We start from the raw sequence: 25,089 nt of genomic DNA, 5'->3' as shown, positions 1-25,089 counted from the left end.
CCCCCTTTGCGCGCAAGGGGGGCAGCCGGCCCACGCTGGCCCGGCGCTGCGCCGGGCCTCCCCGGGTGCGGTAGTCAGGCGAATGCGTCGAACAGCGTCCCCAGCATTTCGCTGTTGCGCCGGATCACCACCGCGTTGGCGGCAAAGGCCACCTCGTAGGTCCGCGCCGCCAACAGGTCGGCGACCATGTCCGGCGCGCCCTCGCCGCTGGTGACCTGCGCGCTGGCGCCGCCACCGGCGATGGTCTGCACCGCCAGCACCTGCCGCGGCCCCACCGGCTGCACCGGCTGCACGGCGATGTTCTGCGCGGCCACGCGCACGCCCATCACGGCCACGCGCATGCCGGAGGCGGCAATCGAGGGAATCGCGTTCATGCCTTGTCATCGGCCGGCCAGGCGCCGACTTTAGCCCGTTTCACGCTCCTGCGGACCGGCCGGCGCCAGCGCCGGTGGTAGCATGTCCACCTGCCCCGGTTTTTCTCTTCCATGCTCAGTTTTTTCCGTCGCAAGAAACCCCAGGACGCGCCTGCGGTCGGCAAGCCCCCGCAGTTCAGCGCCGAGGAACTGGCCTCGGCCATCCCCGCGCCCGCCGAACCGCCGGTTCCGGCTGCGGACATCGCCGATGCGGCTCCCGCCAGCGACGCCGGAGCGGCGCCCGGATCCGACGCGCCAGCGCCTGCCGCCGTGGTACCCGCGCCAGCCGCGGACATCGCCGTACCGGTCCAGGCACCGGCGGCGATGGATACGGCCGATGCCGCCCTGATCCCCGCCAATGCCGCCCCGGCCGCCGCGGCGGGCAAACCCGGCTGGCGTGACCGCCTGCGCAACAGCGCCTTCGCCCGCAGTTTCGGCGGCCTGTTCTCGCGCAACCCGCGGCTGGACGACGACCTGCTGGACGAGATCGAGACCGCGCTGCTGACCGCCGACGTCGGCGTCCCGGCCACCACCGCGCTGGTCGAGGACCTGCGCAAGCGCATGAAGTCGCGCGAATTCACCGACGCCAATGCCCTGCTCGCCGCGCTTCGCGCCGACCTGATCGCGCTGCTGCAGCCCGTGGCCAGGCCGCTGGTCATCGACCGCGACGCCAGGCCGTTCGTGATCCTCACCGTCGGCGTCAACGGTGTCGGCAAGACCACCACCATCGGCAAGCTGGCCAAGCGTTTCAAGGACGAGGGCCACAGCCTGATGCTGGCCGCCGGCGACACCTTCCGTGCCGCCGCGGTGGCGCAGCTGCAGGTATGGGGCGAGCGCAACGGCGTGGCGGTAATTGCCCAGGGCCAGAACGCCGACGCGGCCTCGGTGGCGTTCGACGCGCTGCAGGCCGGCAAGGCACGCGGCACCAGCGTACTGATCGCCGACACCGCCGGCCGCCTGCACACCCAGGCCGGGCTGATGAACGAGCTGAGCAAGATCCGCCGCGTACTGGGCAAGATCGACGCCACCGCGCCGCATGAAGTGCTGATGGTGATCGACGGCACCACCGGCCAGAACGCGCTGAACCAGCTGCGCCAGTTCCACGCCGCCGCCGGCGTCACCGGCCTGGTGGTGACCAAGCTCGACGGCACCGCCAAGGGCGGCGTGGTGTTCGCGCTGGCCCGTGAGTTCGGCATTCCGATCCGCTTCGCCGGCATCGGCGAGCGCCCGGAAGACCTGCGCGTATTCGATCCGGAAGCCTTCGTCGACGCGCTGCTGCCGGAGGCGCTGGGCAGCTGATGGCGCACGCAGGCGTGGCGTCCGGCATCGCGGCGGGCGCCACCGAGGCCACTCCCGGCGCAGGTACAGATGCTCGCATGAGCCGGTCCGCCGATGCTTTTTCCTCGCGCCTGCTCGACTGGTTCGACCGCCATGGCCGCCATGACCTGCCCTGGCAGCATCCGCGCACGCCCTACCGGGTGTGGCTGTCGGAGATCATGCTGCAGCAGACCCAGGTGGCCACGGTCATCCCGTACTTCCAGCGCTTCGTGCAATCGTTCCCGGCCCTGCCCGACCTCGCGGCGGCCGACGACGACGCGGTGATGGCGCACTGGGCCGGGCTGGGCTACTACGCCCGCGCCCGCAACCTGCTCGCCGCGGCCAGGCGCTGCGTGGAGCTGCATGGTGGCGACCTGCCGCGCGATCCGGACGCACTGCTGGCACTGCCCGGCATCGGCCGCAGCACTGCCGGTGCCATCCTCGGCCAGGCCTGGAACGACCCGTTCCCGATCCTCGACGGCAACGTCAAGCGCGTGCTGACCCGCTACCACGGCATCGCCGGCTACCCGGGACTGCCCGCCGTCGAAAGGCAGTTGTGGGCGCTGGCCCAGGACCATGTCGTGCACGTGCCGGCCGGGCGCATGGCCGACTACACCCAGGCGCAGATGGACTTCGGCGCCACCCTGTGCACCCGCGCCAACCCGGCCTGCATCCTGTGCCCGCTGCGCGACAGCTGCGCGGCGCACGCGCAGGCCAGGGTGGATTCGCTGCCCACGCCCAGGCCGGGCAAGGTGTTGCCCGAGCGCGAGGCGCGCGCCCTGCTGCTCGAGGACCACCAGGGCCGCATCCTGCTGTGCAGGCGGCCGCCCACCGGCATCTGGGCCTCGTTGTGGACGCTGCCGCAGGCCGATACCGATGCCGGGCTGCGCGCCTGGTTCGACGGCAACATCGACGGCGACTACGACGCCGCGGGCGAACTGCCGCTGATCGTCCACACCTTCAGCCACTACCGGCTGCACCTGCAGCCGCTGCACCTGCGCAAGGTCGCCCTGCGCGCACGGGTGGGCGACAATGGCGACCTGCGCTGGGTCGCCCGCGCCGACCTGCCCGCGCTGGGCCTGCCGGCACCGATCCGCAAGCTGCTCGACCGCCACTGAGGCGGCCCGCTCCACCGACAGGAACACCGCATGCCACGCTCCGTCTTCTGCCAGTACGAACAACGCGAAACCGAAGGCCTGGACTTCGTGCCCTACCCCGGCGAACTGGGCCAGCGCATCTTTGCCGGCGTCGGCAAGCAGGCCTGGGCGGCGTGGCTGGCGCACCAGACAATGCTGATCAACGAGAACCGGCTGTCGCCGCGCGACCCGAAGCACCGCGCGTTCCTGGAGCAGGAGCTGGTCAAGTTCCTGTTCGGCGGCGGCGCGGACAAGCCGGCCGGCTACGTCGCGCCCGACGCCCCCTGAGCCCCAGGTGGGGGGGCCGTTTCCAGCCCCCTGGACAGTTGCCTGGCCGGGTCAGTTGCCGCCCTGGTCCTCGGCGCGCGCCTCGATCCTGGCCTCGCGCAGTTCCTTCTCGGACGCGCGCAGCGCCTTCACGTCCAACGGCTGGATGGTGTCGATCCGGCATGGCACCCGCATCATGTTCGGGCCGCCACCGCGCACGATCACGCGGTCGAACTTGGCCGATACCCGGCCCATCATGTTGGTCACGCTGATCGCCGGGGCATAGGACAGGTCCATGCACGGGCCGCTCAGGTTCAACAGCCAGGCTTCATTGGGCTTGGTCCATACCGCCAGCGCGCTGTCGCCGAGTTCGGTCCAGCCGTTGAGGGATCCGAAGTACTGGAAATCCTTGACCGGTGCGCCGGCATGGGCGCGATACAGCTGCAGCCGTTCGCTGCTGGACAGCTTGCCGGTGGTGGCGCAGCCAGCCAGCGCCGCGACGGCAAATAGGGCGATTGCCAGACGTTTCATGACGCACCTCCTGCTGGGGAATACTTCCCCCATCTTGCACCGCGCCATGTGACACGCAAGCAATGGGCGCGGCCCTGTTCAGCCCGCGTCCGGATGGGGCCCGCCCGGCACCCGGGCGGACGTTCAGACCTCGCTGGACGCCAGCGGGTGCAGCCGCGCCTGGCGCAGCTCCAGCACCCGGTCCAGGCGCCGGGCCAGGCCGCGGTCGTGGGTGACCAGGACCAGGCTGGTGCGCTGCGCGCGGTTCAATTCCAGCATCAGTTCGAACACCGTGGCCGCGGTCTTGTCGTCGAGGTTGCCGGTGGGCTCGTCGCCGAGCACGCAGCCGGGGCGGTTCACCAGGGCCCGCGCCACCGCCGCGCGCTGGCGCTCGCCCCCGGACAGTTCGCCCGGCTTGTGCTCCAGCCGATGGCCTAGCCCGACCGACTCCAGCAGCGCCCGCGCCCGCTGCTCGGCATCGGCCACGCCGCTGCCGCCGAGCATGACCGGCATCATCACGTTCTCCAGCGCGGTGAACTCCGGCAACAGGTGGTGGAACTGGTAGACGAAGCCCAGCGAGGTGTTGCGCAGGCGCCCGCGCTGCGCATCGGACAGTGCCGACATGCGCTGGCCGGCTACGTACACCTCGCCGGCGGTCGGCACGTCGAGCCCGCCCAACAGGTGCAACAGGGTGCTCTTGCCGGCACCGGACGCACCGACGATGGCCACCGTTTCGCCCGGTGCCACGTCCAGTTCGAGGCCGTCGAACACCGGCGTGTGCATGCGCCCTTCGGCGTAGGTCTTGGCCAGCCCTTCGGCGCGTATCACCGATTCCATGCTCGCGTTCTCACTCATAGCGCAGCGCCTCCGCCGGCTGGGTGCGCGCCGCGCGCCAGGCCGGGTACAGCGTTGCCAGGAAACTCATAAGCAGCGCCACCGCGGTGATCACCACGATGTCGCCGGTCTGCATGTCGGTCGGCAGGCCGGTGATGTAGTACACGTCTTCCGGCAGCAGCTTGATGTCGAAGGTCGACTCGATCAGGCCGAGGATGCGCTCCAGGTTGAGGGTCAGGGTGATGCCGCCGACCACGCCCGCCACCGTGCCCATCAGCCCGATCAGGCTGCCCTGCACCATGAACACCTGCATCACCCCGCGCGGGGTCAGCCCCAGCGTGCGCAGGATGGCGATGTCGGCCTGCTTGTCGGTGACCAGCATCACCTGCGAGGACACCAGGTTGAATGCGCCCATGGCCACGATCAGCGACAGCAGGATTCCCATCACCGTCTTTTCCATGCGCAGCGAGTGGTAGAGGTTGGCATTCTCCTGGGTCCAGTCGCTGACCCGGTAAACGCCCTCCAGGTTCAGCGCCAGGTCGCGCGCCACGGTGTAGGCCTGGTCCATGTCGTGCAGCTTCAGGCGCACGCCGGTCACCCCGTCCACCCGCAGCACCCGCTCCAGGTCCCGCATGTTGACGAAGGCCACGCCGCGGTCGATCTCGTTGGAACCGGCCTCGAAGATGCCACTGACCTTGAAGCGCTTGGTCCGCGCCATCGCGCCGACCGGGGTGCCCTGGATCTCGGCCAGCGTCGCCACCACGCTGTCGCCCACGTCCACGCCCAGCCACAACGCCAGCTCCTTGCCGAGCAGGATGTTGAACTCGCCCGGCTGCAGGCTGTCCAGCGAGCCCTTCTGCATCTTCTCGCCCAGCACCGACACCTTCGGCTCAAGCGCCGGATCGACGCCCTGCACGATCGCACCCTGCACCCGCGGGCCGGCCAGCATGCCCTGGATCTCGATGTAGGGCGCGGCACCGGCCACGCGCGCATCGCGCATCGCCACGTCCACCGCATGCTGCCAGTCGCTCATCGGTGCGCCATCGGCACTGACCGTGGCGTGCGCGGACATCTGCAGCAGGCGGTCGCGGATTTCCTTCTGGAAACCGCTCATCACCGCCAGCGTGGTGATCAGCACGGTGACCCCGAGCGCGATGCCGAGGATCGAGGCCATGGAGATGAAGGAAATGAAGCCGTTGCGGCGCTTGGCCCGCAGGTAGCGCAATCCGATTGCGACGGGTAAGGGTCTGAACATGCGCGTGTGCCGATGGAGTGGCGCCATGTTGCCATCCCCGCCGGCTAACGGGAAACGGCGTGGGCACGCACGGCCAGTCGCAGTTCACGTCGCCGCGCGCGTGGCAGCGTATCGGGCCAGAACAGCAGCTGCCCGCGCCGCCCGTCACCGCGCCAGCGCAGCACCAGCAGCGGGCCGCGTTCCAGCAGTTCCAGCGCCTGGATCGTACTGCCGTCCACATCGGCCGCGGCCGGTGGCGGCGGCACCCGCAGCCGTCGTGCCGGCTGGCGCAGTCCGCGTCGTGCCTGGGCCAGCCCCCGGCCCGCGGCCAGCACCGCCGCAGGCCATGCGACGGTGCGCGGCAACCCGCAGTTCACCAGCGCGACGGCGGCCAGCAGGCCCAGCAGGCACATCGCGCCGGCCTGCCAGCGCGAGGGCCGCCACTCACAGCGGAAGGGTGCGGATGTACTCCAGCAGGGTCGCCTGCTGCGCATCGGGACAAGCCTCGTAGCCCATGGACCAGCGCCACAGCTTGTCGTCTTCGGTTTCCAGCAGCTGCAGGAAAACAGCGCGTTCGGCTGTCGGTGCCTGCCCCCATCGCTGGTCGAGATAGCGCCCGAACAGCTGGTCAAGTTCGCGCATGCCGCGCCGGCAGCGCCAGCGCAGCTTCTTCAGTTCGATGTCGTCTTCAGGGCTCATCGCTCACCTGCCGATGCCACGGACGAGCCGTGGCGTAAACGAAGACGGCACCGGCCCGAGGGACCGGTGCCGCCATGGCCGCGATGCGCGGGGCATCGCGCGGGCCGGCGCATCAGGCGCGGCGCGCCATCATCAACTTCTTGATCTCGGCGATCGCCAGTGCCGGGTTCAACCCCTTCGGGCAGGTCCGGGCGCAGTTCATGATGGTGTGGCAGCGGTACAGCTTGAACGGATCCTCCAGATCGTCCAGGCGCGCACCGGTGTCCTCGTCGCGCGAGTCGATGATCCAGCGGTAGGCCTGCAGCAGGATCGCCGGGCCCAGGTAGCGTTCGCCGTTCCACCAGTAGCTCGGGCAGCTGGTCGAGCAGCAGGCGCACAGGATGCACTCGTACAGGCCGTCGAGCTTCTTGCGGTCTTCCGGCGACTGCAGGCGCTCGCGGTCCGACGGCGCCGGGGTCTGGGTGCGGATCCACGGCTTGATCGACGCGTACTGCGCGTAGAAGTGGGTCAGGTCCGGCACCAGGTCCTTGACCACGTCCATGTGCGGCAGCGGGTAGATCGGCACCTCGGCCTTGGTGCAGTCGGAGATGGCGCGGGTGCAGGCCAGCGTGTTGGTGCCGTCGATGTTCATCGCGCACGAACCGCAGATGCCCTCGCGGCAGGACCGGCGGAAGGTCAGGGTCGGGTCGATCTCGTTCTTGATCTTGATCAGCGCGTCCAGGACCATCGGGCCGCACGCGTCGAGGTCGACCTCGTAGGTGTCGGTACGCGGGTTCTGGTCGTCGTCCGGACTCCAGCGGTAGATCTTGAAGGTGCGCACGTTCTTGCCGCCGCTCTTGGCGGGGAAGTGCTTGCCCTGGGTGACCCGGGAGTTCTTCGGGAGTGCAAATTCAGCCATGTTCGTAGGTTCCCCGGATCAGTAGACGCGCGGCTTCGGCGGCACGACGGCAACGTCGTCGGTGAGCGTGTACATGTGCACCGGACGGTAGTCGAAGCTGCACTTGCCCTTCTCGTCGACGGTGACCAGCGTGTGCTTCATCCAGTTGGCGTCGTCGCGCTCCGGATAGTCCTCGTGCGCATGCGCGCCGCGGCTTTCCTTGCGCTGCTCGGCCGAGTTGATGGTGGCCACGGCGTTGAGCAGCAGGTTGTTGAGCTCGTAGGTCTCGATCAGGTCCGAGTTCCAGACCAGCGAGCGGTCGGAGACCTTGACGTCCTGGAACGAATCGAACACTTCGGCCATCTTGGCGCAGCCCTCGGCCAGCGTCTTGCTGGTGCGGAACACCGCGGCGTCGGCCTGCATCGTGCGCTGCATGCGGTCGCGGATGACGGCGGTCGGGGTGTCGCCATTGGCATGGCGCAGCTTGTCCAGCAGGCCCAGCGCCTTGTCGCAGGCGTCCGAACCCAGGGTCTTGTGCGGCGCGCCCGGCTTGATGGTCTCGGCGCAGCGGTTGGCCACAGCGCGGCCGAACACCACCAGGTCGAGCAGCGAGTTGGAGCCCAGGCGGTTGGCGCCATGCACCGACACGCAGGCCGCCTCGCCGATGGCGTACAGGCCCGGCACCACCGCATCGGGGTTGTCGCCGACCTTGCGCACCACTTCGCCGTGGTAGTTGGTCGGGATGCCGCCCATGTTGTAGTGCACGGTCGGGATCACCGGGATCGGCTGCTTGTGCACGTCGACGCCGGCGAAGATGCGCGCGCTCTCGGCGATGCCCGGCAGCTTCTCGTCGATCACGCCCGGGCCCAGGTGGGTCAGGTCGAGCAGGATGTGGTCCTTGTGCTCGCCGACGCCGCGGCCTTCGCGGATCTCGATGGTCATCGAACGGCTGACCACGTCGCGCGAGGCCAGGTCTTTGTAATGCGGTGCGTAGCGCTCCATGAAGCGCTCGCCGCTGCTGTTGCGCAGGATACCGCCTTCGCCGCGCACGCCTTCGGTGATCAGGCAGCCGGCGCCGTAGATGCCGGTCGGGTGGAACTGCACGAATTCCATGTCCTGCAGCGGCAGCCCGGCACGGGCCACGAGGCCGCCGCCGTCACCGGTACAGGTGTGCGCCGAGGTGGCGCTGAAATAGGCACGGCCGTAGCCGCCGGTGGCCAGCACCACGCCATGGGCGCGGAACAGGTGCAGGGTGCCCTCGGCCATGTCCAGCGCCAGCACGCCGCGGCACACGCCCTCTTCGTCGAAGATCAGGTCGAGCGCGAAGTACTCGATCATGAAGCGCGCGTTGTGCGCCAGCGACTGCTGGTACAGGGTGTGCAGCATGGCGTGGCCGGTACGGTCGGCGGCGGCGCAGGTGCGCTGCGCGGACGGGCCTTCGCCGTACTTGGTGGTCATGCCGCCGAACGGACGCTGGTAGATCTTGCCGTCCTCGGTGCGGCTGAACGGAACGCCGTAGTGTTCCAGCTCGATGATCGCCGGGATCGCCTCGCGCACCATGTATTCGATGGCGTCCTGGTCGCCCAGCCAGTCCGAACCCTTGATGGTGTCGTAGAAGTGGTAGCGCCAGTCGTCCTCGCCCATGTTGCCCAGCGCGGCGGAAATGCCGCCCTGCGCCGCAACGGTGTGCGAGCGGGTCGGGAAGACCTTGGTGATGCACACGGTCTGCAGGCCCTTCTGGGCCAGGCCGAAGGTCGCGCGCAGGCCGGCGCCGCCGGCGCCGACGACCACCATGTCGACCTTGTGTTCAGTGATGTTGTAAGCGGACATGTATCAGTTCCCAAGCGCGACGCGGGCGACCGCGAAGATGCTGACGATCGCGCCGAGCACGGCGACGAACTTGACCGAGGTCTGCAGGGCCAGGGCCAGCAGCGAATTGTGGATGTAGTCTTCGAGCACGACCTGCAGGCCGAGCTGCGCGTGCCAGAACATGGCCACCAGGAAGCCGACCAGGGCGATCGCGTTCCACGGCTTGGCCACGGCGGTGACGGCGGTGACGTAGTCGGCGCCGATCAGGCTCAGCACGAAGCACAGGAACCACAGGGTCAGCGCCACCAGCGCGGTGGCGGTCAGGCGCTGGTGGATGAAGTGCACGGTGCCGGACTTGGCGCTGCCGAGGCCACGCGCATTCTTCAGCGGGGTGCGGAAATTGTTCATGCGGCGCCTCCGAAGCAGACGTAGGCCCAGACCAGCGCGGTGATGACCAGCGAGCCGATCACCGACAGCCAGCTGCTGCGGATGAAGGTCGGCTTGCTGTAGCCGATGGCGAAGTCCTGGACGATGTGGCGGATGCCATTGCACAGGTGATAGGCGAAGCACCAGGTCCAGCCGAACAGGATCACCTTCCCGTACCAGGCGCTGGCATGGGTGGTGAAGCAGTTCCAGGACTCGGGGCCCATCATCAGGGCGAGCAGGCCGCCGGCAATGATCAGGGCTCCGACGGACAGAACGATGCCGGTGGCTCGATGCAGGATCGAGGTGGCCATCTGGATCTGCCAGCGATACACCTGCAGGTGCGGAGAAAGGGGGCGGGGTCTGTTCGCCATTCGCTGACTCGTTATCTCGGCTGGGCGGCGGTTGCCGCGTTGGCTGACGCTGCTCAGAAATCGATGCAGCGACCGTTTTTCTCCCAATCGCCGTAACGCACCGGATCAAGTCCGCCGCGTCCGCCGATTTCCTGCGGTACCGCTCCGGCATCGGGAAGCGGCTGCTTCTCCGGTTCCGGCGGGGCTGGGGTTCCGTCCTCGGGAGTGGGGGTTGTTTGGCCTATCATGGTCGGTCTCGCAACGCACAAATTTTAGTCCCCGTTCACGTGTCTGACAACCTCGCCCCCTTCTTCAGCGGTTTGCGCGCACTGCGCCAGCCCCAGGTACTGGCCCTTTCCGGCCCGGATGCGGTCGCCTTCGCCCAGGCCCAGTTCGCCAACGACGTGCCGTCGCTGGCCGACGGCCACTGGCAATGGAACGCCTGGCTGACCGCCAAGGGCCGCGTGCTGGCGGTGTTCCAGCTGCTGCGGCTGGATGCCGGGCAACTGCTGCTGGTCTGCCACGACGGCGGCATCGAGGCGATGGCCGACCAGCTGCGGCGCTTCGTATTCAGGCGCAAGGTCAACATCGCCCGCGCCGACGCCCTGGCCATCGAAGCAGCGCTCCAGCCGCCGTTGCGCGCCCAGGGCGCCGCGCTGGCCCACCTCGAAGGGGGCGTCATCGAGCTGGACGTGGGCACCGCAGCCTGCCCGCGCACCCTCCACCTGACCACGGCCGGCAGCGCCCCGCACGACGCCACCGCCGAGCTGGCCTGGCGCCAGTGGGACCTGCGCTTCGGGCTGCCACGGCTGGACGCCTCGCAGCAGGAGCAGTGGACGCCGCAGCAGCTGGGGCTGGACCGGCTTGCCGCCTACAGCGTGAAGAAGGGCTGTTACCCCGGCCAGGAAATCGTGGCGCGCACCCATTTCCTGGGCAAGGCCAAGCGTTCGCTGGTACTGCTTCATGGCGACGTCGCCAGCCGTCCCGGTGACACGGTGACGCAGGCGGGCGCCAGCGTCGGCACCGTTGCCAGCAGCGCCGGCACGCTGGCACTGGCGGTGCTGCCGCTGGACCTGCCCGCAGGCGCGCTGGAAGTGGCGGGCGGAACGGTCGAACGCCTCGACCTGCTCGACGGCCTGGCGCGCTGATCAGGCTGCCTGCGCCGCATCCAGGCGCAGGCCGCTGGCCGCATCGAAGAAGTGCAGCGCCGCGGGAACGACGGCCACGTCGATGCCCTCGCCCGCCGCCGGCAGCACCTGCGGCGGCACCCGCATCACCAGCGCCCGGCCGGCATGGCGCAGGTTCACGAACATCTCGTTGCCGACCGGCTCGATACTGTCGATCAGCACCCCGAACGCGGCCTCGCCGGCGCCCGGCTGCAGGTGCTCGGGACGCACGCCGACCACCACCTCGCGCCCCGACCAGGCGGCCGGCAGCGGCGCACGGCCGAGCGGAACCCGTCCTTCCTGGTCCATGTCCAGCGCGAAGTATCCGCCTGCCAGCGCCTGCAGCCGTCCCTTCAGCGTGTTCATCGCCGGGCTGCCGAGGAAGCCCGCGACGAACAGGTTGGCCGGCCGCTGGTACAGCGCCATCGGCGTGTCGATCTGCTGCACCATGCCGTCGTTGAGCACCACGATGCGCTGCCCCAGGGTCATCGCCTCGACCTGGTCATGGGTGACGTAGATCATCGTCGTGCCCAGCTTGCGGTGCAGGTGCGCGATCTCGGTACGCACCGAGTGCCGCAGCTTGGCATCCAGATTGGACAGCGGCTCGTCCAGCAGGAACACCGCCGGCTCGCGCACCAGCGCCCGCCCCAGCGCCACGCGCTGGCGCTGCCCGCCGGACATCGCCCGCGGCAACGTGTCGAGCATTCCGCCCAGGCCCAGCATGTCGGCGGCGCCCTGCACCCGCCGCGCGATCTCGGCCTTGTCGTGACCGCGCAGCTTCAGCCCGAAGGCCAGGTTTTCGGCGACGGTCATGTGCGGGTACAGCGCATAGTTCTGGAACACCATGGCGATGTCCCGGTCCTTCGGCGCCACGTCGTTGACCACGCGCCCGCCGATGGACAGCGTGCCGTCGCTTATTTCCTCCAGCCCCGCCACCATCCGCAGCAGTGTGGACTTGCCGCAGCCCGATGGCCCCACCAGCACCATCAGCTCGCCGTCGGCGATGTCGAAGCTGGCCCCGTGCACGGCTACCCGGCCGTTGTCGTAGACCTTGCGCACCCCGTCGAACCGCACGTCCGCCATCGCCTGCCTCATTGGATCCGGCCATGCCCACGGCGGCCGGCGAAGTGGATGGCGACGCACGCCGCCAATGCGGTCGGGACGACCGCTTCCGAATACGAATACAGTGGAAACATTCTGCCACGCAAGCGTTGTCCCATGGCACCATCCATGGTTCGCGGCAGCGCCCGTGGAAGCCCGCACCGGCGCATGCAGACACGCCCGGACCGCCCCCCCTCCAGGCCCGCCCGCTGCCCGCTCCCGGGTACGGCGCAGGCGCGGCCCGGAGCCGCGGGACCCCCACCGGAACAGCAACCAGAACATAGCGAAGGGCAATTGACAACGATGTCACCAGAACACGAAACTCGAGCCATGCACGACACCCTCCTCCTGTTCGGTGCCACAGGCGACCTGGCCCAGCGCTACCTGTTCCCTTCCCTGCTGCGCCTGCTCGGCGACGGCCTGCTCCCGGAGGATTTCCGGGTGCGCGCGATGGCGCTGTCGCCGCACGACACCGACAAGTTCCGCGACATCCTGCGGCCACGCCTGGAACAGGCGCTGCCCCAGGCCAGCCAGGACGACATCAACAACCTGCTGCGACGCATCGACTACCGTTCGGTGGACCTGCGCGACCCCGGCTCGATCGCCGACGCGGTGCGCGAGTTCAACGGCCGCCATTGCGTCAGCTACCTGTCGATCCCGCCGGGCCTGTACATCTCCACCTGCGAGGGCCTGGCCCTGGGCGGCGCGCTGTCCGCACCGCACCGGCTGATGCTGGAGAAGCCGATCGGCTCGGACAGCGACAGCGCCGCGCAGATCCTGCAGTCGATCGGCGCGCTGATCGACGAGGACCGGGTGTTCCGCATCGACCACTACCTGGGCAAGGCGGCGGTGCAGAACCTGATGGCGCTGCGCTTCGGCAACACCCTGCTGGAAGCGGTGTGGAACCGCAATTACATCGAGTCCGTGCACATCATGGTGGCCGAGAGTGACGGCGTCGACGGCCGCGACTCGTACTACTCGCGCTCCGGCGCGATGCGCGACATGGTGCAGAGCCACATCCTGCAGCTGCTGTGCCTGGTGGCCATGGAACCGCCGGCCTCGCTCGAAGCCGACCGCATCCGCGACGAGAAGGTCAAGGTGCTGCGCGCACTGCGCCCGCTCGACGCCCGCCACGCCGCCAAGGACAGCGTGCGCGGCCGCTACACCGCCGGCACCATCAATGGCCAGCCGGCGCAGGCGTACCAGCCGCCGGAAGGCAGCGAGGCCGAGACCTTCGTCGGCGTCACCGCGCACATCGACAACTGGCGCTGGGCCGGCGTGCCGTTCCACCTGGTCACCGGCAAGCGCCTGCCCGAGCGCACCACCCGCATCGAGGTCAACCTCAAGCCGGTCACGCACTGGTTGTTCGAACGCCCCGACCGGCGCCACGCCCAGCCCAACCGGCTGACGTTCCAGCTGCAGCCGCAGGAGAACATCCAGCTGGGGCTGATGAGCTCGCTGGCGGGCCCGGAATGGGGTGCGCTGGAACTGCAGCCGCTGGAACTGGAACTGTCGGTGCCCACCGGCCTGCACCGCCGCATCGCCTACGAGCGCCTGTTCCTGGATGCCTTCAACGGCAACCATGCGCTGTTCGTGCGCGACGACGAAGTACGCGCGGCCTGGGCCTGGATCGACAGCGTCACCGACGCCTGGAAGGCCGCCGACCTGCCGATGCAGCCGTATCCGGCCGGCAGCTGGGGCCCGGACCAGGCGCACCTGTTCCTGCCCGCGGCGATCGTCGCCGACGAGCGTTCGGACGACGCACTGTGAACGGCCCCGCCGGACACGTGCTGGTCGCCGATATCGGCGGTACCAACGCGCGCTTCGCGCTGGCCGATACCAGCAGCGCCACGCCGCTGGACCCCGGCAGCATCGGCGAGTACCCGGTGGCGCAGTTCGCCTCGCTGGCCGATGCCGCCGCCTGCTACCTGCGCGAGCGCGGCGCCCGTGCCCGCGGCGCGGTGTTCGCGGTGGCCGGGCGCGTGGATGGCGACGAGGCGCGCATCACCAACCACCCATGGGTGATCTCGCGCTCGCGTACCGCCGCGCAGCTGGGCCTGTCGCAGTTGCACCTGATCAACGACTTCGTCGCCCAGGCGATGTCGGTCGCGCTGCTGCAGCCGGCCGACGTGGTGCAGACTGGCGGTGCCGCCTGGCAGCCGGCCGCGCCTACGCTGCCGCGCAACTACTGCGTGATCGGCCCGGGCACCGGGTTGGGCGTGGGCGGGCTGGTGGTCCGCGACGGCCGCTATTACCCGTTGGCGACCGAGGGCGGCCATGCCAGTTTCGCGCCGACCACCCCGGAACAGATCCGCATCCTGCAGATCCTTGGCCAGCAGTTCGGCCGCGTTTCCAACGAGCGGCTGATCTGCGGCCCCGGCCTGGTCAACCTGCACCGGGCGCTGAGCGAGATCGCAGGCCAGGACCCGGGGCAGCTGCAGCCCGCGCAGGTCAGCGAACGCGCCGCCGCCGGCGACCCGGTCGCCATGCGCGCGATCGAGGTGTTCATGGACATCTTCGGCGCCGTCGCCGGCGATGCCGTACTGGTCCAAGGCGCCTGGGACGGCGTGTTCCTGACCGGCGGGCTGGTGCCGCGGCTGCTCGGGCCGTTGCGCCATTCCGGGTTCCGCAGCCATTTCGAGAACAAGGGCCGCTTCAGCGCGACCCTGTCGCAGGTGCCGTCGCTGGCCATCGTCCATCCCTCCCCGGGCCTGCTGGGTGCGGCCGCATACGCGCTGGACTTGGAGCAGGCCCCGTCCGGAGCAACCGCATGAGCGCCCTCGCCGAACGCCTCACCCTCGTCCGCCACTCCGACGAGGAAGCCTGGACCGAGAACGTCGCCGCAGAGATGGCGACGATCCTGGGCCATGAAATCGCCCAGCGCGGCCGCGCGCGCATGCTGCTGTCCGGCGGCACCACGCCGGCCCCGGTCTACGAACTGCTGGCCGAGCAGCCGCTGGAATGGGCGCGCGTGGAAGTCGGCCTGGCCGACGAGCGCTGGCTGTCGCCGCAGGACCGCGACAGCAATGCCTGGCTGGTGCGCCACAGCTTCCTCAACCTCGCCGAGGGCGCGCATTTCGACCCCCTGGTGCGCGTGGGCAAATCGCTGGCCGAATGCGTCCACGACGCCAACCTGCAGGCGGAATACTCGCAGCCGGCCTGCCTGGTCGTGCTGGGCATGGGCAACGATGGCCACACCGCCTCGCTGTTCCCCGGCTCGCGCGATCTCGAACGCGCCCTGCACGGCAGCAAGCCGTATGCGGCGCTGGATGCCAGCGGCTGCCCGGTCGCCCGCGACTGGCACCTGCGCATCACCCTGACCCCACGCGGGCTGGCGTCCATCGGCAACCGCCTGCTGCTGCTGCGCGGCCGGCAGAAGCTCGAGGTCCTGGAGGCCGCGCTCGCCTCGGGCGACGTGCACCGCTACCCGGTGCTGGCCGCCATCGACGCCCCCGGCACCAAGCTGCGCGTGCATTGGTGCGCCTGATCACGGCGAACGCCAGCCGCGCGCCGCGGCGCCTCGACCCGCGGCAGCGGGTCGTCGTCGATCCCCCGCCGCCGCCCCGCGCCCGCCCACCGTTCCGCAGCGCCCCGCTCCCCCTTCCCCGCCGGTAAACGTCCATGAGCCTGCATCCGAAAATCCACGCCATCACCGAACGCATCCGCCTGCGCAGCGCCCCGTCGCGCGCGGCCTACCTGGCGGGCATCGATGCCGCGCTGCGCTCCGGTCCGTTCCGCTCGCGCCTGAGCTGCGGCAACCTCGCCCATGCCTTCGCCGCCTGCGGCCCGACCGACAAGGGCCGGCTGCGCGGTGACGTGACGCCCAACCTGGGGATCATCACCGCCTACAACGACATGCTCTCGGCGCACCAGCCGTTCGAGCACTACCCGCAGCTGATCCGCGATGCCGCGCGCGAACTCGGCGCCACCGCGCAGGTCGCCGGCGGCGTGCCGGCGATGTGCGACGGCGTCACCCAGGGCCGCGGCGGCATGGAGCTGTCGCTGTTCTCGCGCGACATCATCGCCCAGGCCACCGCCATCGGCCTGAGCCACGACATGTTCGACGCCACCATCCACCTGGGCGTATGCGACAAGATCGTGCCGGGCCTGCTGATCGGCGCGCTGGCCTTCGGCCACCTGCCGGCGGTGTTCGTGCCGGCCGGGCCGATGACCCCGGGCATACCCAACAAGAAGAAGGCCGAGGTGCGCGAGCGCTACGCCGCCGGCGAAGCGACCCGCGAGGAACTGCTGCAGGCCGAGGCCGACTCCTACCACGCGCCGGGCACGTGCACCTTCTACGGCACCGCCAACTCCAACCAGGTGCTGCTCGAGGCGATGGGCGTGCAGTTGCCGGGGGCGTCCTTCGTCAACCCGGAACTGCCGCTGCGCGATGCGCTGACCCGCGCCGCCACCGCGCGCGCGCTGGAGATCTGCGCGCTCGGCAGCGACTTCCGCCCGCTGGGGCGGCTGATCGACGAGCGCGCCATCGTCAACGCCGTCGTCGCGCTGATGGCCACCGGCGGCTCCACCAACCACACCATCCACTGGATCGCGGTGGCGCGTGCGGCCGGCATCGTGCTGACCTGGGACGACATGGACCAGCTCTCGCAGATCGTGCCGCTGCTCGCCCGCGTCTACCCCAACGGCGACGCCGACGTGAACCGTTTCGCCGCCGCCGGCGGGCCGGGCTTCGTGTTCCGCGAACTGATGGACGCCGGCCTGATGCATGACGACCTGGCGACCATCGCCGAGGGCGGCATGCGCGCCTATGCGCAGGAGCCGCGGCTGATCGACGGCAAGGTCGTCTACGCGCCGGCCGTCGCGCACAGCGCCGATACCGAGGTCGTGCGTCCGGCCACGGAGCCGTTCGAAGCCCAGGGCGGGCTGCGCCTGCTCAAGGGCAATATCGGCAGCTCGCTGATCAAGCTGTCGGCGGTGAAGCCGCAGTACCGCACGATCGAAGCGCCGGCCGTGGTCGTGGACGCGCCGCAGGCGCTGAACAAGCTGCATGCCGCCGGCGCCCTGCCGCAGGATTTCGTGGCCGTGGTCCGCTACCAGGGGCCGCGGGCAAACGGCATGCCGGAACTGCATTCGCTGGCACCGCTGCTGGGGCTGCTACAGAACCAGGGTCGGCGCGTGGCACTGGTCACCGACGGGCGCCTGTCCGGCGCATCGGGCAAGATCCCGGCCGCCATCCATGTCACCCCCGAAGCCGCCCGTGGCGGCCCGATCGCCCGTATCCGCGAGGGCGACATCATCCGCCTGGACGGCGAGGCCGGCACCCTGGAAGTGCTGGTGGACGCCACCGAGTGGGCCACCCGCGCCGTCGCCGCCAATACCGCGCCGGCGGGCCACGACCTGGGCCGCAACCTGTTCGCGATGAACCGCCGCGTCGTCGGCCCTGCCGACCAGGGCGCCATTTCGATCTCCTGCGGCCCGGCGCGGGCCGATGGCAGCGTATGGGCGTACGACGCCGAGTACGAACTCGGCCACGACGCCGCCGCTGCCGCGGCCCCGCACGAAGCCAAGGACGCCTGACATTCACGGCCCGCACCACGCCCCGCCCCACCGGAACCCCGCCATGACCATCGCCCAGCACCAGGACCGCGCAGAACACCTGCTCACCGCCGCCGGCATCCTGCCCGTCGTCACCGTCCACACCCTCGACCAGGCGCGCGCGGTCAGCGCCGCGTTGCTCGAAGGCGGCCTGCCGGCCATCGAGCTGACCCTGCGCACGCCGGTGGCGATGGACGCCTTGTCCATGCTCAAGCGCGAGCTGCCCGACGTGGTGGTGGGCGCCGGCACGGTGCTGACCGTCGAGCAGATGCGCCAGGCCATCGACGTCGGCGCCGACTTCCTGGTGACCCCGGGCACCCCGGCGCACATGGCCGAGGCGCTGGCAAAGGCGCCGCTGCCGGTGGTGCCCGGCGCCGCCTCGCCCACCGAACTGCTGGCGCTGCTGGCACGCGGTTTCCGCGTCTGCAAGCTGTTCCCGGCCACCGCCGTGGGCGGGCTGGCGATGATCAAGGGCGTGGCCGGGCCGATCCCCGAACTGAAACTGTGCCCCACCGGCGGCATCACCGAGGACACCGCCGCCGATTACCTGAAGCAGAAGAACGTGCTCTGCATCGGCGGCTCGTGGATGGTGCAGGATGCCTGGATCCGCAGTGGCCAGTGGGACCAGGTCAGGCAGTCGGCCGCCGCGGCCGCCGCCATCGTGCGCGCGGTCCGCGCCGGCTGAGCCCCAGGCCGGGGCTTTGCGCGCACACCGCGAACGCCCGGACGCCCGGACGCAGCATGCGTGTTTGCCCGCGCCGCGCCGCGCAGGACCAGGCCCCGCACGCGCATGCGCAACCTGTTCCTCCCGCGCGGCCTGGCCGCCGATGACCCCACCATCGTGCGCCTCGCCCGCGGCCACCGGCTGCCGCTGGAAACCGGTATCGAGCAGACGCCGCCCTGGAACAAAGGGCAGCACCAGTTCGTATGCGGGAAGATCGACGACGGCGGCGCCGGGGCCCGCCTCGTCGCGCGATCGAGCACGCCCTTGCACGCGCACACCGGCCGCGCCCGCATTACCGGCTGAGCCGACGGCGGCATCGCCGGCCGCCGGCCGCCTCAGCGCCGGCCGCGCTCGCTGCGGCGCAGGTCGGCGGGGATCTCGATCTCGACCTTCGCCGGCAGCGTGGTGATCCGCAGTTCGGTGCCCGACCACGCCGCCGGTTCGCCGTTGATGCGGGCCTGCCCAGGCTCGCCCGCATAGGGCCATGGCAGCACCAGCCCGCCGCTGGGCAGGCGCAGGCCGTCGGCGACCTTCAGGGTCAACTCCCGTTCGTCGCGCACCAGCGAGTAACGCAGCGGGCCGTGCGCGGTGCGCAGCCCCTCGATGGCGATGCCCTTGCCCGCCAGCCATGCCGCCGGCACCCCGGCGGCAAGCACGACGGCGTCGTCGATCTCGCGCTCGTAGGCGAACATGTCCAGCGCCGAGCGCACGAAATCCGAAGCCACCCACGCGTGCGGCAGGTCGCCGACGAAGAACGGCGTGCGCGGCGTGGAGGACACCACCTCGGCCCACTGGTTCCAGGCCGGCGGCGCGCGGTCGCGGAAGAAGAACTCGCTGGCCTCCCAGGCGCGCTCGCGCCAGCCCAGGCGCACGAAGGCACCGACGTTGCGCCACTCGTACGGGGTGTAGTCCTTCCACTGGCGCTTGCCGTCGCGGCGCTCGACGAACTGCTGCCAGTAGCGCTCGAAGGTGGTGTCCAGCGCCGGTTGCGGCAGCCGCCCCTGCTCGCCACCCGGCGCCAGCGCGATGGTGGTCGAGGTCGCGTCGAAATCGCCCAGCTCGACCGAGCCCGGCAGGTAGTCGATGCGGTGCGCGGCCATGCTCGCGCGCAGCGAGGCGTCCAGGTCCTGGCGGAACTGGTCGCGCGAAGCGGCCATCGCTTCGGCCTCGGTGGCCAGGCCCAGCGCCACGGCCATGTCGGCCGCGTCCTTGTAGCCACGCAGCGCCCAGAAATCGTCCCAGTACGAATGCACCGGCTTTGCCGAATAGCCCTCGTGGCTGATCGACGCGGGCATCATCCCGTAGAAGCCCGGGTTGCGCGCACGGTTGTCCTCGCTGCGCTCGCTCAGCCGCAGGTCTTCCATGTAGCCCCACGCGGCCAGTACGTGCGGCCACATGCGCTGCAGGAATTCCAGGTCGCCGGTGTGGCGCCAATAGCTGGCGATGGCATGGATCAGCTCGCCATGGCTGTCGTTTTCCGGCACCGGGTCGCTGCCGCGCGCGTCCACGCAGCACGGCACCATGCCGCTGTCGAACTGGTAGGGCGCATACCATTCCAGGTACTGCCGCACCGCGTCCTCGCGGCCCAGCCGCAACAGCCCTTCGGAGATCATCGCGCCGTCGCGGATCCAGCTGCGCGCATACGAGCGCGTGCCCGGCTGCAGGCTCGGCCCCACCCGCGAGATCAGCATGTGCGCCAGCGCGGTGCGCAGCGTATCGGCCAGCGGCTGGCCGGCCTCGGGCAACTGCAGCCGCACCTGGTCCAGCTTCTGCCGCCACATCGCCGCGACCTGCTGCTGTGCCTTGTCCGCGTCGAAACGGCCGGGCATCGACCAGTTGCCGGTCTGCGGCAGCACCAGCGCGACCTCGCGGCTCTGCCCCGGCTCCAGTTTCCAGGTGTAGAGCATCGCGCCGGACGCCAGCCCGCCCGGGTCGCTGACCTCGCGCGTGCCCGGCAGGGTCTTGTCGGCCAGGTGGGTGACGTCGAACTTGCTGTCGAACGCACTGGCGAAACCGGCATCGGGCGGCGTCGCGGCGAACACCCGCGGCTGGCCGTTGACCGCCACCCGGGCACCCTGGATCGCCAGCCGCTCGATCCGGCTCACGCCGCCGACGGTATTGAGGAACTGGCTGGGCGGGTTGACCTGGAACGGCCGCACCGCCAGCGCCAGCCGGTATTCGTGCGCCACCTTGTCAGGGTTGTGCAGGCGGTAACGGGCCACCAGCTGCGCCTGCTCGGGGCGGCCCTGCACGAAACCGGTGACCTGCAGGCCGAATCGGTCGTGCTTCCATTCGACCGAGGGAATCGGCAGGTAACCGTCCTGCAGGCGCTGGCTGGCGCTCACGTCGGCCCAGCCCAGCACCTTGCCGTCGAGCACCACGAACGGCTCGATGCTGAAGCCGGCGCGCGCCGCCTCCAGGGTGCCGTCCTCGCCCATCAGCGCCTGCTCGCGGCCGCCGTCCAGGCCCAGCAGGGTCCAGTACGGCTGCTCGCCGGAGAAGCCCCGCGGCAGCGACCCGCGCGGCAGGTCGCGCGCGACCGAGCGCACGAAATCATTGGGCGTGGCGGCGAACTCCAGCGGTTTCAGGCTGATGTCGCGGATGCCATAGCGCCAGTTGGGCCCGTCGACCAGATCGAACCGCAGGTAGCGCGCTTCGGTCTCGGGCAGGGCCAGCCAATCGCGGCCGCCACCACCGGCGGTCACCTCGCGCAGCCGGTGCCAGTCGCGGCCGTCGACCGAGGCCTGCACGACGTAGCGCGAGGCTTCCAGCCCCGGCACCCACTGGATCACCGCGCCGCCGAACTCGCGCACCTTGCCCAGGTCCAGGCTGACGGTCTGCTGCTTGACCCCGCCGCTGATCCACACCGTATCCGGCTTGCCGTCGGCGATGCGCTGCTGCAGCGCGGTCGCGGTATCGGCGATCACCGTGGTGGTGAGCGCCGAGGTGTCCTCCTTCGGCAGCGGCTGCAGGGTGAGCTGGTCGAAGCACACCGTGCCCTTGCCCCCCACCTTGCTGTAGATGGTGAACTCCACCGCGGCGCTGCGCCGCAGGACCCGGTCCTGGCCCGGCCCCCAGGCCTTTTCGATGTGGCGCTTGCGGTAGCTCACCCGGGTCCAGTCCTTCGGGAAGCTGTAACCGCTGCGGTTGACCCACCACACGTTGTCGCCGCTGGCGTCGATCAGCTTGAACTGCAGGTCGTTGGCCGGCGAATCGCCGCGCAGGCCGAAACTCACCTGGTAGTTGTCCGGCCAGGTGACATCCAGCCGGCGGCGGATGCCGGCATAGCCGGACACCTCGTGGAAGTCGTAGTCCAGGCACAACGCGCGGCCGCCGTTGCCGGTCACCGGCCGCAGCGAGCCGCTGACCTGCGGCGAGGTGATCAGCTGCCAGGCGCCGATGTCGTCGAACTTCGCCAGCACCCGGCTTCCCGTCTCGGCGGCCAGGCCGTTGCCGGCCAGCGTCGCGGTGGAAAGCAGCATGGCGGCAAGGAAGATTCTCATCGCGGTGGATCTCGGTGCGGGGGCAACGGCCATGGTGGGATTTTCGCAGAACTCAGGGCGGCTGCAGGCGGTGGTCCGGCAGTTCTGCGTCGCCCTCACGGGCGCGACGCCGGCGGCTCCGGAGCGCCCGGCCCTCCTTGCCCACACCCCCGCGGACGCGCGGGGCAGGCCCAGGCAGGCGCGCCGGCTCACCCCTTCACGCTGCCCAGCAGCAGCCCCTGGATGTAATAACGCTGCAGCAGCAGGAACAGCGCCAGCACCGGCACCACGGTGATCACCGCGCCGGCCATCATCATTTCCACGTCCATGATGTGCTCGCGCGAAAGCGAGGCCAGTGCCACCGGCAGGGTGTAGTGCTCCTGGTCGGTCAGCACGATCAGCGGCCACATGAAATCGTTCCATGCGCCCATGAACGTGAAGATCGCCAGCGTCACCAGCACCGGCTTGAGCATGGGCAGCACGATCTGGAAGAAGATCCGCGCCTCGCTGGCGCCATCGATGCGTGCGGCCTCCAGCAGCTCGTCGGGGATCGAGCGCGCATACTGCCGCACCAGGAAGATGCCGAACACGCTCGCCAGCGCCGGCACCACCACCCCGCCCCAGGTGTTGACCAGCCCCAGCTGCTTCATCAGCAGGAACAGCGGCAGCATCGCCACCTGCGCCGGGATCACCAATGCCGCCAGCAGCGCCTGGAACACGCGCTCGCGGCCGGCGAAGCGCAGCTTGGCGAAGGCGTAGCCGGCCAGGGTGTTGAACAGCAGCGAGCCCAGGGTGATGCCTACCGACATGCCCAGGCTGTTTAGGAAATTGCCGGCCATGCCGGTGCGCGCGAACAGTTCGCGGTAGTTGTCCAGGGTGGGCTGCGCCGGCAGCAGTGGTGGCGGGAACTGCGAGGCCTGTCCGCTGGGCATGAACGACACCGACAGCATCCATGCCAGCGGCGCCAGGCTCACCAGCGCCAGGACCAGCAGGGCGCCATTGATCCAGCCGCCCCAGGCGCGCGATTGACCGATCTCGCGGCTCATACCAGCTCCCTGCGCCGGCCGAAGCGCAGCATCAGCGTGGTCACACCCAGGATGATCAGGAACAGCAGGAACGCCACCGCCGAGGCGCGCCCCAGGTTCCACCACTTGAAGCCTTCCTCGAACATGTAATACAGCACGCTGACCGTACTCTGCAGGGGGTCGCCGCGGGTCATCACGTAGGGCTCGGCGAACAGCTGGAAGTAGCCGGACACGGTGATCACCCCGACCACCAGCAGCACCGGCCCGAGCATCGGCAGGGTGATGTGCAGGAACTGCTTCCAGCGCGAGGCGCCGTCGATCCGCGCGGCCTCGTACAGGTCGCGCGGGATGGCCTGCAGCCCGGCCAGGAAGATCACCATGTTGTAGCCGAAGTTCTTCCACACCGCGAACAGGATGATGGTCGGCATCGCCCAGTGCGGGTCGCCGAGCCAGTCCACCGGGTCGATGCCGGCATGCCCCAGCGTCCAGTTCACCAGCCCGTAGCGGGTATGGAACAGGTAGCGCCAGATCACCGCGACCGCCACCAGCGTGGTCACCACCGGGGCGAACAGCGCGGTTCGGAACAAGGGCTTGAAACGCGCCACCGGCGCATTGAGCAGCATCGCCGCGCCCAGCGACAGGGCGATGGACAGCGGCACGCCGAGCACCACGAAATACGCGGTGTTGCCCAGCGACTTCCAGAACATCGGCGTGCGCAGCAGGTCCAGGTAGTTGTGCAGGCCGACGAAGCGCAGGTTGTGCGGATCGGCCAGCGCGTACAGGTCGAAATCGGTCAGGCTCAACGCCAATGCGGACAGCACCGGCAGCCCGAAGAACACCCCGATCACGATCAGTGCAGGCGCGGCGAACACCCAGCCGGCGAGCATGCCCCGCTTCATCGTGCGGCCTCCTGCGCTGCCTGCTGTTCGACGATCCAGCGCCGCTTGGCGAGGATGTCGTCCACGCGCGCGTCCAGCCGCCTGACCGCGGCATCCTGGTCCAGGCCGCCGCGTACCACCTGTTCGCTGACGATGCGCATCTCCTGGGCGATGCGCTCCCACTCCAGTACCTTCGGCGTGGGCCGGACCCGCTCCAGCTGCTCGCCGAACGCGGCGGCCAGCGGGTCCTCGCCCAGCGCCGCGCGCTTCCACACGCTGCGGCGCGGCGGCAGGTCGCCGATGATGGCGTGGAAACGCTGCTGTACCGCAGGCCGCGACAGGAACTCGACCAGCTTCCATGCCGCCTGCTTGTGCGGCGACGACTGGAAGACCACCAGGCTGGTGCCGCCGGCGATGCCGCCCCCCGGGCCGTGCGGGCCCGGCAGCGGCGCGGTGCCCCACTCACCCTCCAGCGACGCCGGCTGGCGCTGCCGGAACTCGCGGATGTTCCACGGCCCGGACAGGTAGAACACGGTGAAGCCGCGGAAGAACTCGTCCCAGACATTGGATATCTGGGTCTCGGACATCTTCGGCGCCCAGCCCTGCTCGAACATGTTGGCGTAGAAGCCCAGCGCGCGGCGGAACCCGGGGCTGGCGAAATTGCCGCGGGTGTCGTGGTCGCGCAGCAGCGCATCGTCCTGCTGCAGCGCCAGTGACAGCTGCGGCTCGAACTCGTTGAGCGGCATCAGCACCGGGTAGCGGCCAGGTCCGAGCACCTGCTTCAGCGCCTGGTTCATCCGCTCCCACTCGGCCCAGTCGCGCGGCGGGTGGTCGTAACCGGCCTTGCGCAGCAGGTCCTTGCGGTAGAACAGCAGCCGGGTATCGACGTACCAGGGAATGCCGACCAGCTGCCCCTGGACCACGTTGGTATCCCAGATTCCCGGGAAGTAGTCGGCGGGCACGACCTCGCGCGACGCGTCCACGTACGGCTGCAGCGGGGTCAGCGCGCCCAGGGTGGCGAACTCGGGTATCCAGGTATTGCCGAGCTGGCAGATGTCCGGCAGGCCATCCGCGGCATAGGCCGTCAGCAGCTTCTCGTGCGCCGCCGTCCACGGGATGTTCTGCACCTCGACACGGATGCCGGGGTTCTCCGCCTCGAACTCGCGCACCAGTTCGCCGACCACCTCGGCTTCGCGCCCCATCGCCCAGAAGCGCAGGGTGATGCCCTCCTGCGGCCGCGCGCAGGCGGCCAGCAGGACCAGGCACAACAGGACGGGCAGGCGCA

The 25,089-nt window shown here is 70.0% G+C and carries 26 protein-coding genes; 10 read left to right on the top strand and 16 right to left on the bottom strand.

Annotation, left to right across the window (positions count from 1 at the left end):
- Nucleotides 1-74: 74 nt before the first annotated feature.
- Nucleotides 75-374, bottom strand: a complete 300-nt coding sequence (locus QQA12_RS07635) for a hypothetical protein (protein ID WP_056932031.1) — start codon at nucleotides 372-374, stop codon at nucleotides 75-77.
- Nucleotides 375-485: 111 nt separating this feature from the next.
- Here QQA12_RS07635 and ftsY point away from each other — a divergent pair, with 111 nt between their 5' ends.
- The 3 genes from ftsY (at nucleotide 486) to QQA12_RS07620 (ending at nucleotide 3,154) form a co-directional block, all read left to right on the top strand.
- Nucleotides 486-1,712, top strand: coding sequence for a signal recognition particle-docking protein FtsY (gene ftsY / locus QQA12_RS07630; RefSeq protein WP_226050365.1), 1,227 nt, complete (start codon nucleotides 486-488; stop codon nucleotides 1,710-1,712).
- Between the two features lie 77 nt (nucleotides 1,713-1,789).
- Complete coding sequence (gene mutY / locus QQA12_RS07625; protein ID WP_226050364.1) at nucleotides 1,790-2,848, top strand: A/G-specific adenine glycosylase; 1,059 nt, start codon at nucleotides 1,790-1,792, stop codon at nucleotides 2,846-2,848.
- Between the two features lie 30 nt (nucleotides 2,849-2,878).
- Nucleotides 2,879-3,154, top strand: coding sequence for an oxidative damage protection protein (locus tag QQA12_RS07620; protein ID WP_054665205.1), 276 nt, complete (start codon nucleotides 2,879-2,881; stop codon nucleotides 3,152-3,154).
- Between the two features lie 51 nt (nucleotides 3,155-3,205).
- On the opposite strand, the gene QQA12_RS07615 is transcribed toward QQA12_RS07620, so the two are convergent.
- The 10 genes from QQA12_RS07615 to QQA12_RS07570 form a co-directional block, all read right to left on the bottom strand.
- The gene (locus QQA12_RS07615; RefSeq protein WP_182334299.1) at nucleotides 3,206-3,664 is read right to left on the bottom strand and encodes a DUF6491 family protein; all 459 of its coding nucleotides are present in this window, start codon (nucleotides 3,662-3,664) and stop codon (nucleotides 3,206-3,208) included.
- A 123-nt stretch (nucleotides 3,665-3,787) separates the two neighbouring features.
- Nucleotides 3,788-4,498: a lipoprotein-releasing ABC transporter ATP-binding protein LolD gene (lolD, locus tag QQA12_RS07610; protein WP_226050363.1), complete on the bottom strand. Its 711-nt coding sequence runs from the start codon at nucleotides 4,496-4,498 to the stop codon at nucleotides 3,788-3,790.
- A complete protein-coding gene (locus QQA12_RS07605) occupies nucleotides 4,491-5,732 on the bottom strand; it encodes a lipoprotein-releasing ABC transporter permease subunit (protein WP_054665198.1) in 1,242 nt (413 codons plus the stop codon). The genes lolD and QQA12_RS07605 overlap by 8 nt, the downstream gene beginning before the upstream one ends.
- 44 nt (nucleotides 5,733-5,776) lie before the next feature.
- On the bottom strand, nucleotides 5,777-6,205 hold the full coding sequence (locus tag QQA12_RS07600; RefSeq protein ID WP_226050362.1) for a hypothetical protein: 429 nt from the start codon (nucleotides 6,203-6,205) through the stop codon (nucleotides 5,777-5,779).
- Nucleotides 6,156-6,410 carry a succinate dehydrogenase assembly factor 2 gene (locus QQA12_RS07595; RefSeq protein ID WP_054665195.1) on the bottom strand — a complete coding sequence of 85 codons (255 nt, stop codon included), beginning with the start codon at nucleotides 6,408-6,410 and terminating at the stop codon, nucleotides 6,156-6,158. The genes QQA12_RS07600 and QQA12_RS07595 overlap by 50 nt, the downstream gene beginning before the upstream one ends.
- Before the next feature lie 112 nt (nucleotides 6,411-6,522).
- Nucleotides 6,523-7,308 carry a succinate dehydrogenase iron-sulfur subunit gene (locus tag QQA12_RS07590; protein ID WP_054665192.1) on the bottom strand — a complete coding sequence of 262 codons (786 nt, stop codon included), beginning with the start codon at nucleotides 7,306-7,308 and terminating at the stop codon, nucleotides 6,523-6,525.
- Nucleotides 7,309-7,326: 18 nt separating this feature from the next.
- A complete protein-coding gene (sdhA, locus tag QQA12_RS07585; RefSeq protein WP_104938675.1) occupies nucleotides 7,327-9,117 on the bottom strand; it encodes a succinate dehydrogenase flavoprotein subunit in 1,791 nt (596 codons plus the stop codon).
- 3 nt (nucleotides 9,118-9,120) lie between these two features.
- A complete protein-coding gene (gene sdhD / locus QQA12_RS07580) occupies nucleotides 9,121-9,504 on the bottom strand; it encodes a succinate dehydrogenase, hydrophobic membrane anchor protein (RefSeq protein WP_054665186.1) in 384 nt (127 codons plus the stop codon).
- Nucleotides 9,501-9,893, bottom strand: coding sequence for a succinate dehydrogenase, cytochrome b556 subunit (gene sdhC, locus QQA12_RS07575; RefSeq protein ID WP_054665183.1), 393 nt, complete (start codon nucleotides 9,891-9,893; stop codon nucleotides 9,501-9,503). Before sdhC ends, sdhD begins: the two co-directional genes overlap by 4 nt.
- A 53-nt stretch (nucleotides 9,894-9,946) precedes the next feature.
- Nucleotides 9,947-10,120 carry a DUF1674 domain-containing protein gene (locus QQA12_RS07570; RefSeq protein ID WP_082595062.1) on the bottom strand — a complete coding sequence of 58 codons (174 nt, stop codon included), beginning with the start codon at nucleotides 10,118-10,120 and terminating at the stop codon, nucleotides 9,947-9,949.
- Between the two features lie 39 nt (nucleotides 10,121-10,159).
- Here QQA12_RS07570 and QQA12_RS07565 point away from each other — a divergent pair, with 39 nt between their 5' ends.
- Nucleotides 10,160-11,020 carry a folate-binding protein gene (locus QQA12_RS07565; protein ID WP_226050361.1) on the top strand — a complete coding sequence of 287 codons (861 nt, stop codon included), beginning with the start codon at nucleotides 10,160-10,162 and terminating at the stop codon, nucleotides 11,018-11,020.
- Here QQA12_RS07565 and ugpC read toward each other — a convergent pair whose 3' ends face one another.
- Complete coding sequence (gene ugpC, locus QQA12_RS07560) at nucleotides 11,021-12,121, bottom strand: sn-glycerol-3-phosphate ABC transporter ATP-binding protein UgpC (protein WP_226050360.1); 1,101 nt, start codon at nucleotides 12,119-12,121, stop codon at nucleotides 11,021-11,023.
- Nucleotides 12,122-12,469: 348 nt separating this feature from the next.
- Between ugpC and zwf the strand changes: the two genes are divergently transcribed.
- The 6 genes from zwf to QQA12_RS07530 all read left to right on the top strand — a co-directional run bounded on the left by zwf (nucleotide 12,470) and on the right by QQA12_RS07530 (nucleotide 18,722).
- Nucleotides 12,470-13,909 carry a glucose-6-phosphate dehydrogenase gene (zwf, locus tag QQA12_RS07555; protein ID WP_054665178.1) on the top strand — a complete coding sequence of 480 codons (1,440 nt, stop codon included), beginning with the start codon at nucleotides 12,470-12,472 and terminating at the stop codon, nucleotides 13,907-13,909.
- Nucleotides 13,906-14,913: a glucokinase gene (glk, locus tag QQA12_RS07550; protein WP_226050359.1), complete on the top strand. Its 1,008-nt coding sequence runs from the start codon at nucleotides 13,906-13,908 to the stop codon at nucleotides 14,911-14,913. Before zwf ends, glk begins: the two co-directional genes overlap by 4 nt.
- A complete protein-coding gene (gene pgl / locus QQA12_RS07545) occupies nucleotides 14,910-15,626 on the top strand; it encodes a 6-phosphogluconolactonase (RefSeq protein ID WP_182212450.1) in 717 nt (238 codons plus the stop codon). The genes glk and pgl overlap by 4 nt, the downstream gene beginning before the upstream one ends.
- 134 nt (nucleotides 15,627-15,760) lie before the next feature.
- On the top strand, nucleotides 15,761-17,677 hold the full coding sequence (edd, locus tag QQA12_RS07540) for a phosphogluconate dehydratase (RefSeq protein WP_226050358.1): 1,917 nt from the start codon (nucleotides 15,761-15,763) through the stop codon (nucleotides 17,675-17,677).
- Nucleotides 17,678-17,720: 43 nt separating this feature from the next.
- Nucleotides 17,721-18,380 (top strand): bifunctional 4-hydroxy-2-oxoglutarate aldolase/2-dehydro-3-deoxy-phosphogluconate aldolase, encoded by a 660-nt coding sequence (eda, locus tag QQA12_RS07535; protein WP_226050357.1) that lies wholly within the window; start codon nucleotides 17,721-17,723, stop codon nucleotides 18,378-18,380.
- A 105-nt stretch (nucleotides 18,381-18,485) separates the two neighbouring features.
- Complete coding sequence (locus QQA12_RS07530) at nucleotides 18,486-18,722, top strand: DUF2789 family protein (RefSeq protein WP_226050356.1); 237 nt, start codon at nucleotides 18,486-18,488, stop codon at nucleotides 18,720-18,722.
- A gap of 32 nt (nucleotides 18,723-18,754) precedes the next feature.
- Here the strand turns inward: QQA12_RS07530 and QQA12_RS07525 are convergent, their stop codons facing one another.
- The 4 genes from QQA12_RS07525 to QQA12_RS07510 all read right to left on the bottom strand — a co-directional run bounded on the left by QQA12_RS07525 (nucleotide 18,755) and on the right by QQA12_RS07510 (nucleotide 25,084).
- The gene (locus QQA12_RS07525; protein WP_226050462.1) at nucleotides 18,755-21,901 is read right to left on the bottom strand and encodes a discoidin domain-containing protein; all 3,147 of its coding nucleotides are present in this window, start codon (nucleotides 21,899-21,901) and stop codon (nucleotides 18,755-18,757) included.
- 209 nt (nucleotides 21,902-22,110) lie between these two features.
- Entirely contained in the window at nucleotides 22,111-22,947 is an 837-nt protein-coding gene (locus QQA12_RS07520) for a carbohydrate ABC transporter permease (protein ID WP_054665165.1), read from the bottom strand.
- The gene (locus tag QQA12_RS07515) at nucleotides 22,944-23,825 is read right to left on the bottom strand and encodes a sugar ABC transporter permease (protein ID WP_054665162.1); all 882 of its coding nucleotides are present in this window, start codon (nucleotides 23,823-23,825) and stop codon (nucleotides 22,944-22,946) included. Before QQA12_RS07515 ends, QQA12_RS07520 begins: the two co-directional genes overlap by 4 nt.
- The gene (locus QQA12_RS07510; protein ID WP_226050461.1) at nucleotides 23,822-25,084 is read right to left on the bottom strand and encodes a sugar ABC transporter substrate-binding protein; all 1,263 of its coding nucleotides are present in this window, start codon (nucleotides 25,082-25,084) and stop codon (nucleotides 23,822-23,824) included. The genes QQA12_RS07515 and QQA12_RS07510 overlap by 4 nt, the downstream gene beginning before the upstream one ends.
- Nucleotides 25,085-25,089 lie beyond the last annotated feature (5 nt).

Source organism: Stenotrophomonas sp. 17(2023), assembly GCF_030345315.1.
Lineage (GTDB): Bacteria > Pseudomonadota > Gammaproteobacteria > Xanthomonadales > Xanthomonadaceae > Stenotrophomonas > Stenotrophomonas acidaminiphila.
The sequence above is the reverse complement of the archived record's forward strand: the minus strand, read 5'-3'. Positions and strand labels throughout refer to the sequence as shown.

Bases quoted from the DNA above. Each gene is read 5' to 3' on its own strand.
- pgl (WP_182212450.1), top strand. From the start codon at position 14,910: ATGAGCGCCCTCGCCGAACGCCTCACCCTCGTCCGCCACTCCGACGAG.
- mutY (WP_226050364.1), top strand. From the start codon at position 1,790: ATGAGCCGGTCCGCCGATGCTTTTTCCTCGCGCCTGCTCGACTGGTTC.
- QQA12_RS07570 (WP_082595062.1), bottom strand. From the start codon at position 10,120: ATGATAGGCCAAACAACCCCCACTCCCGAGGACGGAACCCCAGCCCCG.
- ugpC (WP_226050360.1), bottom strand. From the start codon at position 12,121: ATGGCGGACGTGCGGTTCGACGGGGTGCGCAAGGTCTACGACAACGGC.
- QQA12_RS07605 (WP_054665198.1), bottom strand. From the start codon at position 5,732: ATGTTCAGACCCTTACCCGTCGCAATCGGATTGCGCTACCTGCGGGCC.
- edd (WP_226050358.1), top strand. From the start codon at position 15,761: ATGAGCCTGCATCCGAAAATCCACGCCATCACCGAACGCATCCGCCTG.
- eda (WP_226050357.1), top strand. From the start codon at position 17,721: ATGACCATCGCCCAGCACCAGGACCGCGCAGAACACCTGCTCACCGCC.
- QQA12_RS07615 (WP_182334299.1), bottom strand. From the start codon at position 3,664: ATGAAACGTCTGGCAATCGCCCTATTTGCCGTCGCGGCGCTGGCTGGC.
- QQA12_RS07590 (WP_054665192.1), bottom strand. From the start codon at position 7,308: ATGGCTGAATTTGCACTCCCGAAGAACTCCCGGGTCACCCAGGGCAAG.
- lolD (WP_226050363.1), bottom strand. From the start codon at position 4,498: ATGAGTGAGAACGCGAGCATGGAATCGGTGATACGCGCCGAAGGGCTG.
- QQA12_RS07600 (WP_226050362.1), bottom strand. From the start codon at position 6,205: ATGCGCAGCAGGCGACCCTGCTGGAGTACATCCGCACCCTTCCGCTGT.
- ftsY (WP_226050365.1), top strand. From the start codon at position 486: ATGCTCAGTTTTTTCCGTCGCAAGAAACCCCAGGACGCGCCTGCGGTC.
- sdhA (WP_104938675.1), bottom strand. From the start codon at position 9,117: ATGTCCGCTTACAACATCACTGAACACAAGGTCGACATGGTGGTCGTC.
- QQA12_RS07525 (WP_226050462.1), bottom strand. From the start codon at position 21,901: ATGCTGCTTTCCACCGCGACGCTGGCCGGCAACGGCCTGGCCGCCGAG.
- zwf (WP_054665178.1), top strand. From the start codon at position 12,470: ATGCACGACACCCTCCTCCTGTTCGGTGCCACAGGCGACCTGGCCCAG.
- QQA12_RS07520 (WP_054665165.1), bottom strand. From the start codon at position 22,947: ATGAGCCGCGAGATCGGTCAATCGCGCGCCTGGGGCGGCTGGATCAAT.
- QQA12_RS07620 (WP_054665205.1), top strand. From the start codon at position 2,879: ATGCCACGCTCCGTCTTCTGCCAGTACGAACAACGCGAAACCGAAGGC.
- sdhC (WP_054665183.1), bottom strand. From the start codon at position 9,893: ATGGCGAACAGACCCCGCCCCCTTTCTCCGCACCTGCAGGTGTATCGC.
- QQA12_RS07515 (WP_054665162.1), bottom strand. From the start codon at position 23,825: ATGAAGCGGGGCATGCTCGCCGGCTGGGTGTTCGCCGCGCCTGCACTG.
- QQA12_RS07530 (WP_226050356.1), top strand. From the start codon at position 18,486: ATGCGCAACCTGTTCCTCCCGCGCGGCCTGGCCGCCGATGACCCCACC.
- sdhD (WP_054665186.1), bottom strand. From the start codon at position 9,504: ATGAACAATTTCCGCACCCCGCTGAAGAATGCGCGTGGCCTCGGCAGC.
- QQA12_RS07635 (WP_056932031.1), bottom strand. From the start codon at position 374: ATGAACGCGATTCCCTCGATTGCCGCCTCCGGCATGCGCGTGGCCGTG.
- QQA12_RS07595 (WP_054665195.1), bottom strand. From the start codon at position 6,410: ATGAGCCCTGAAGACGACATCGAACTGAAGAAGCTGCGCTGGCGCTGC.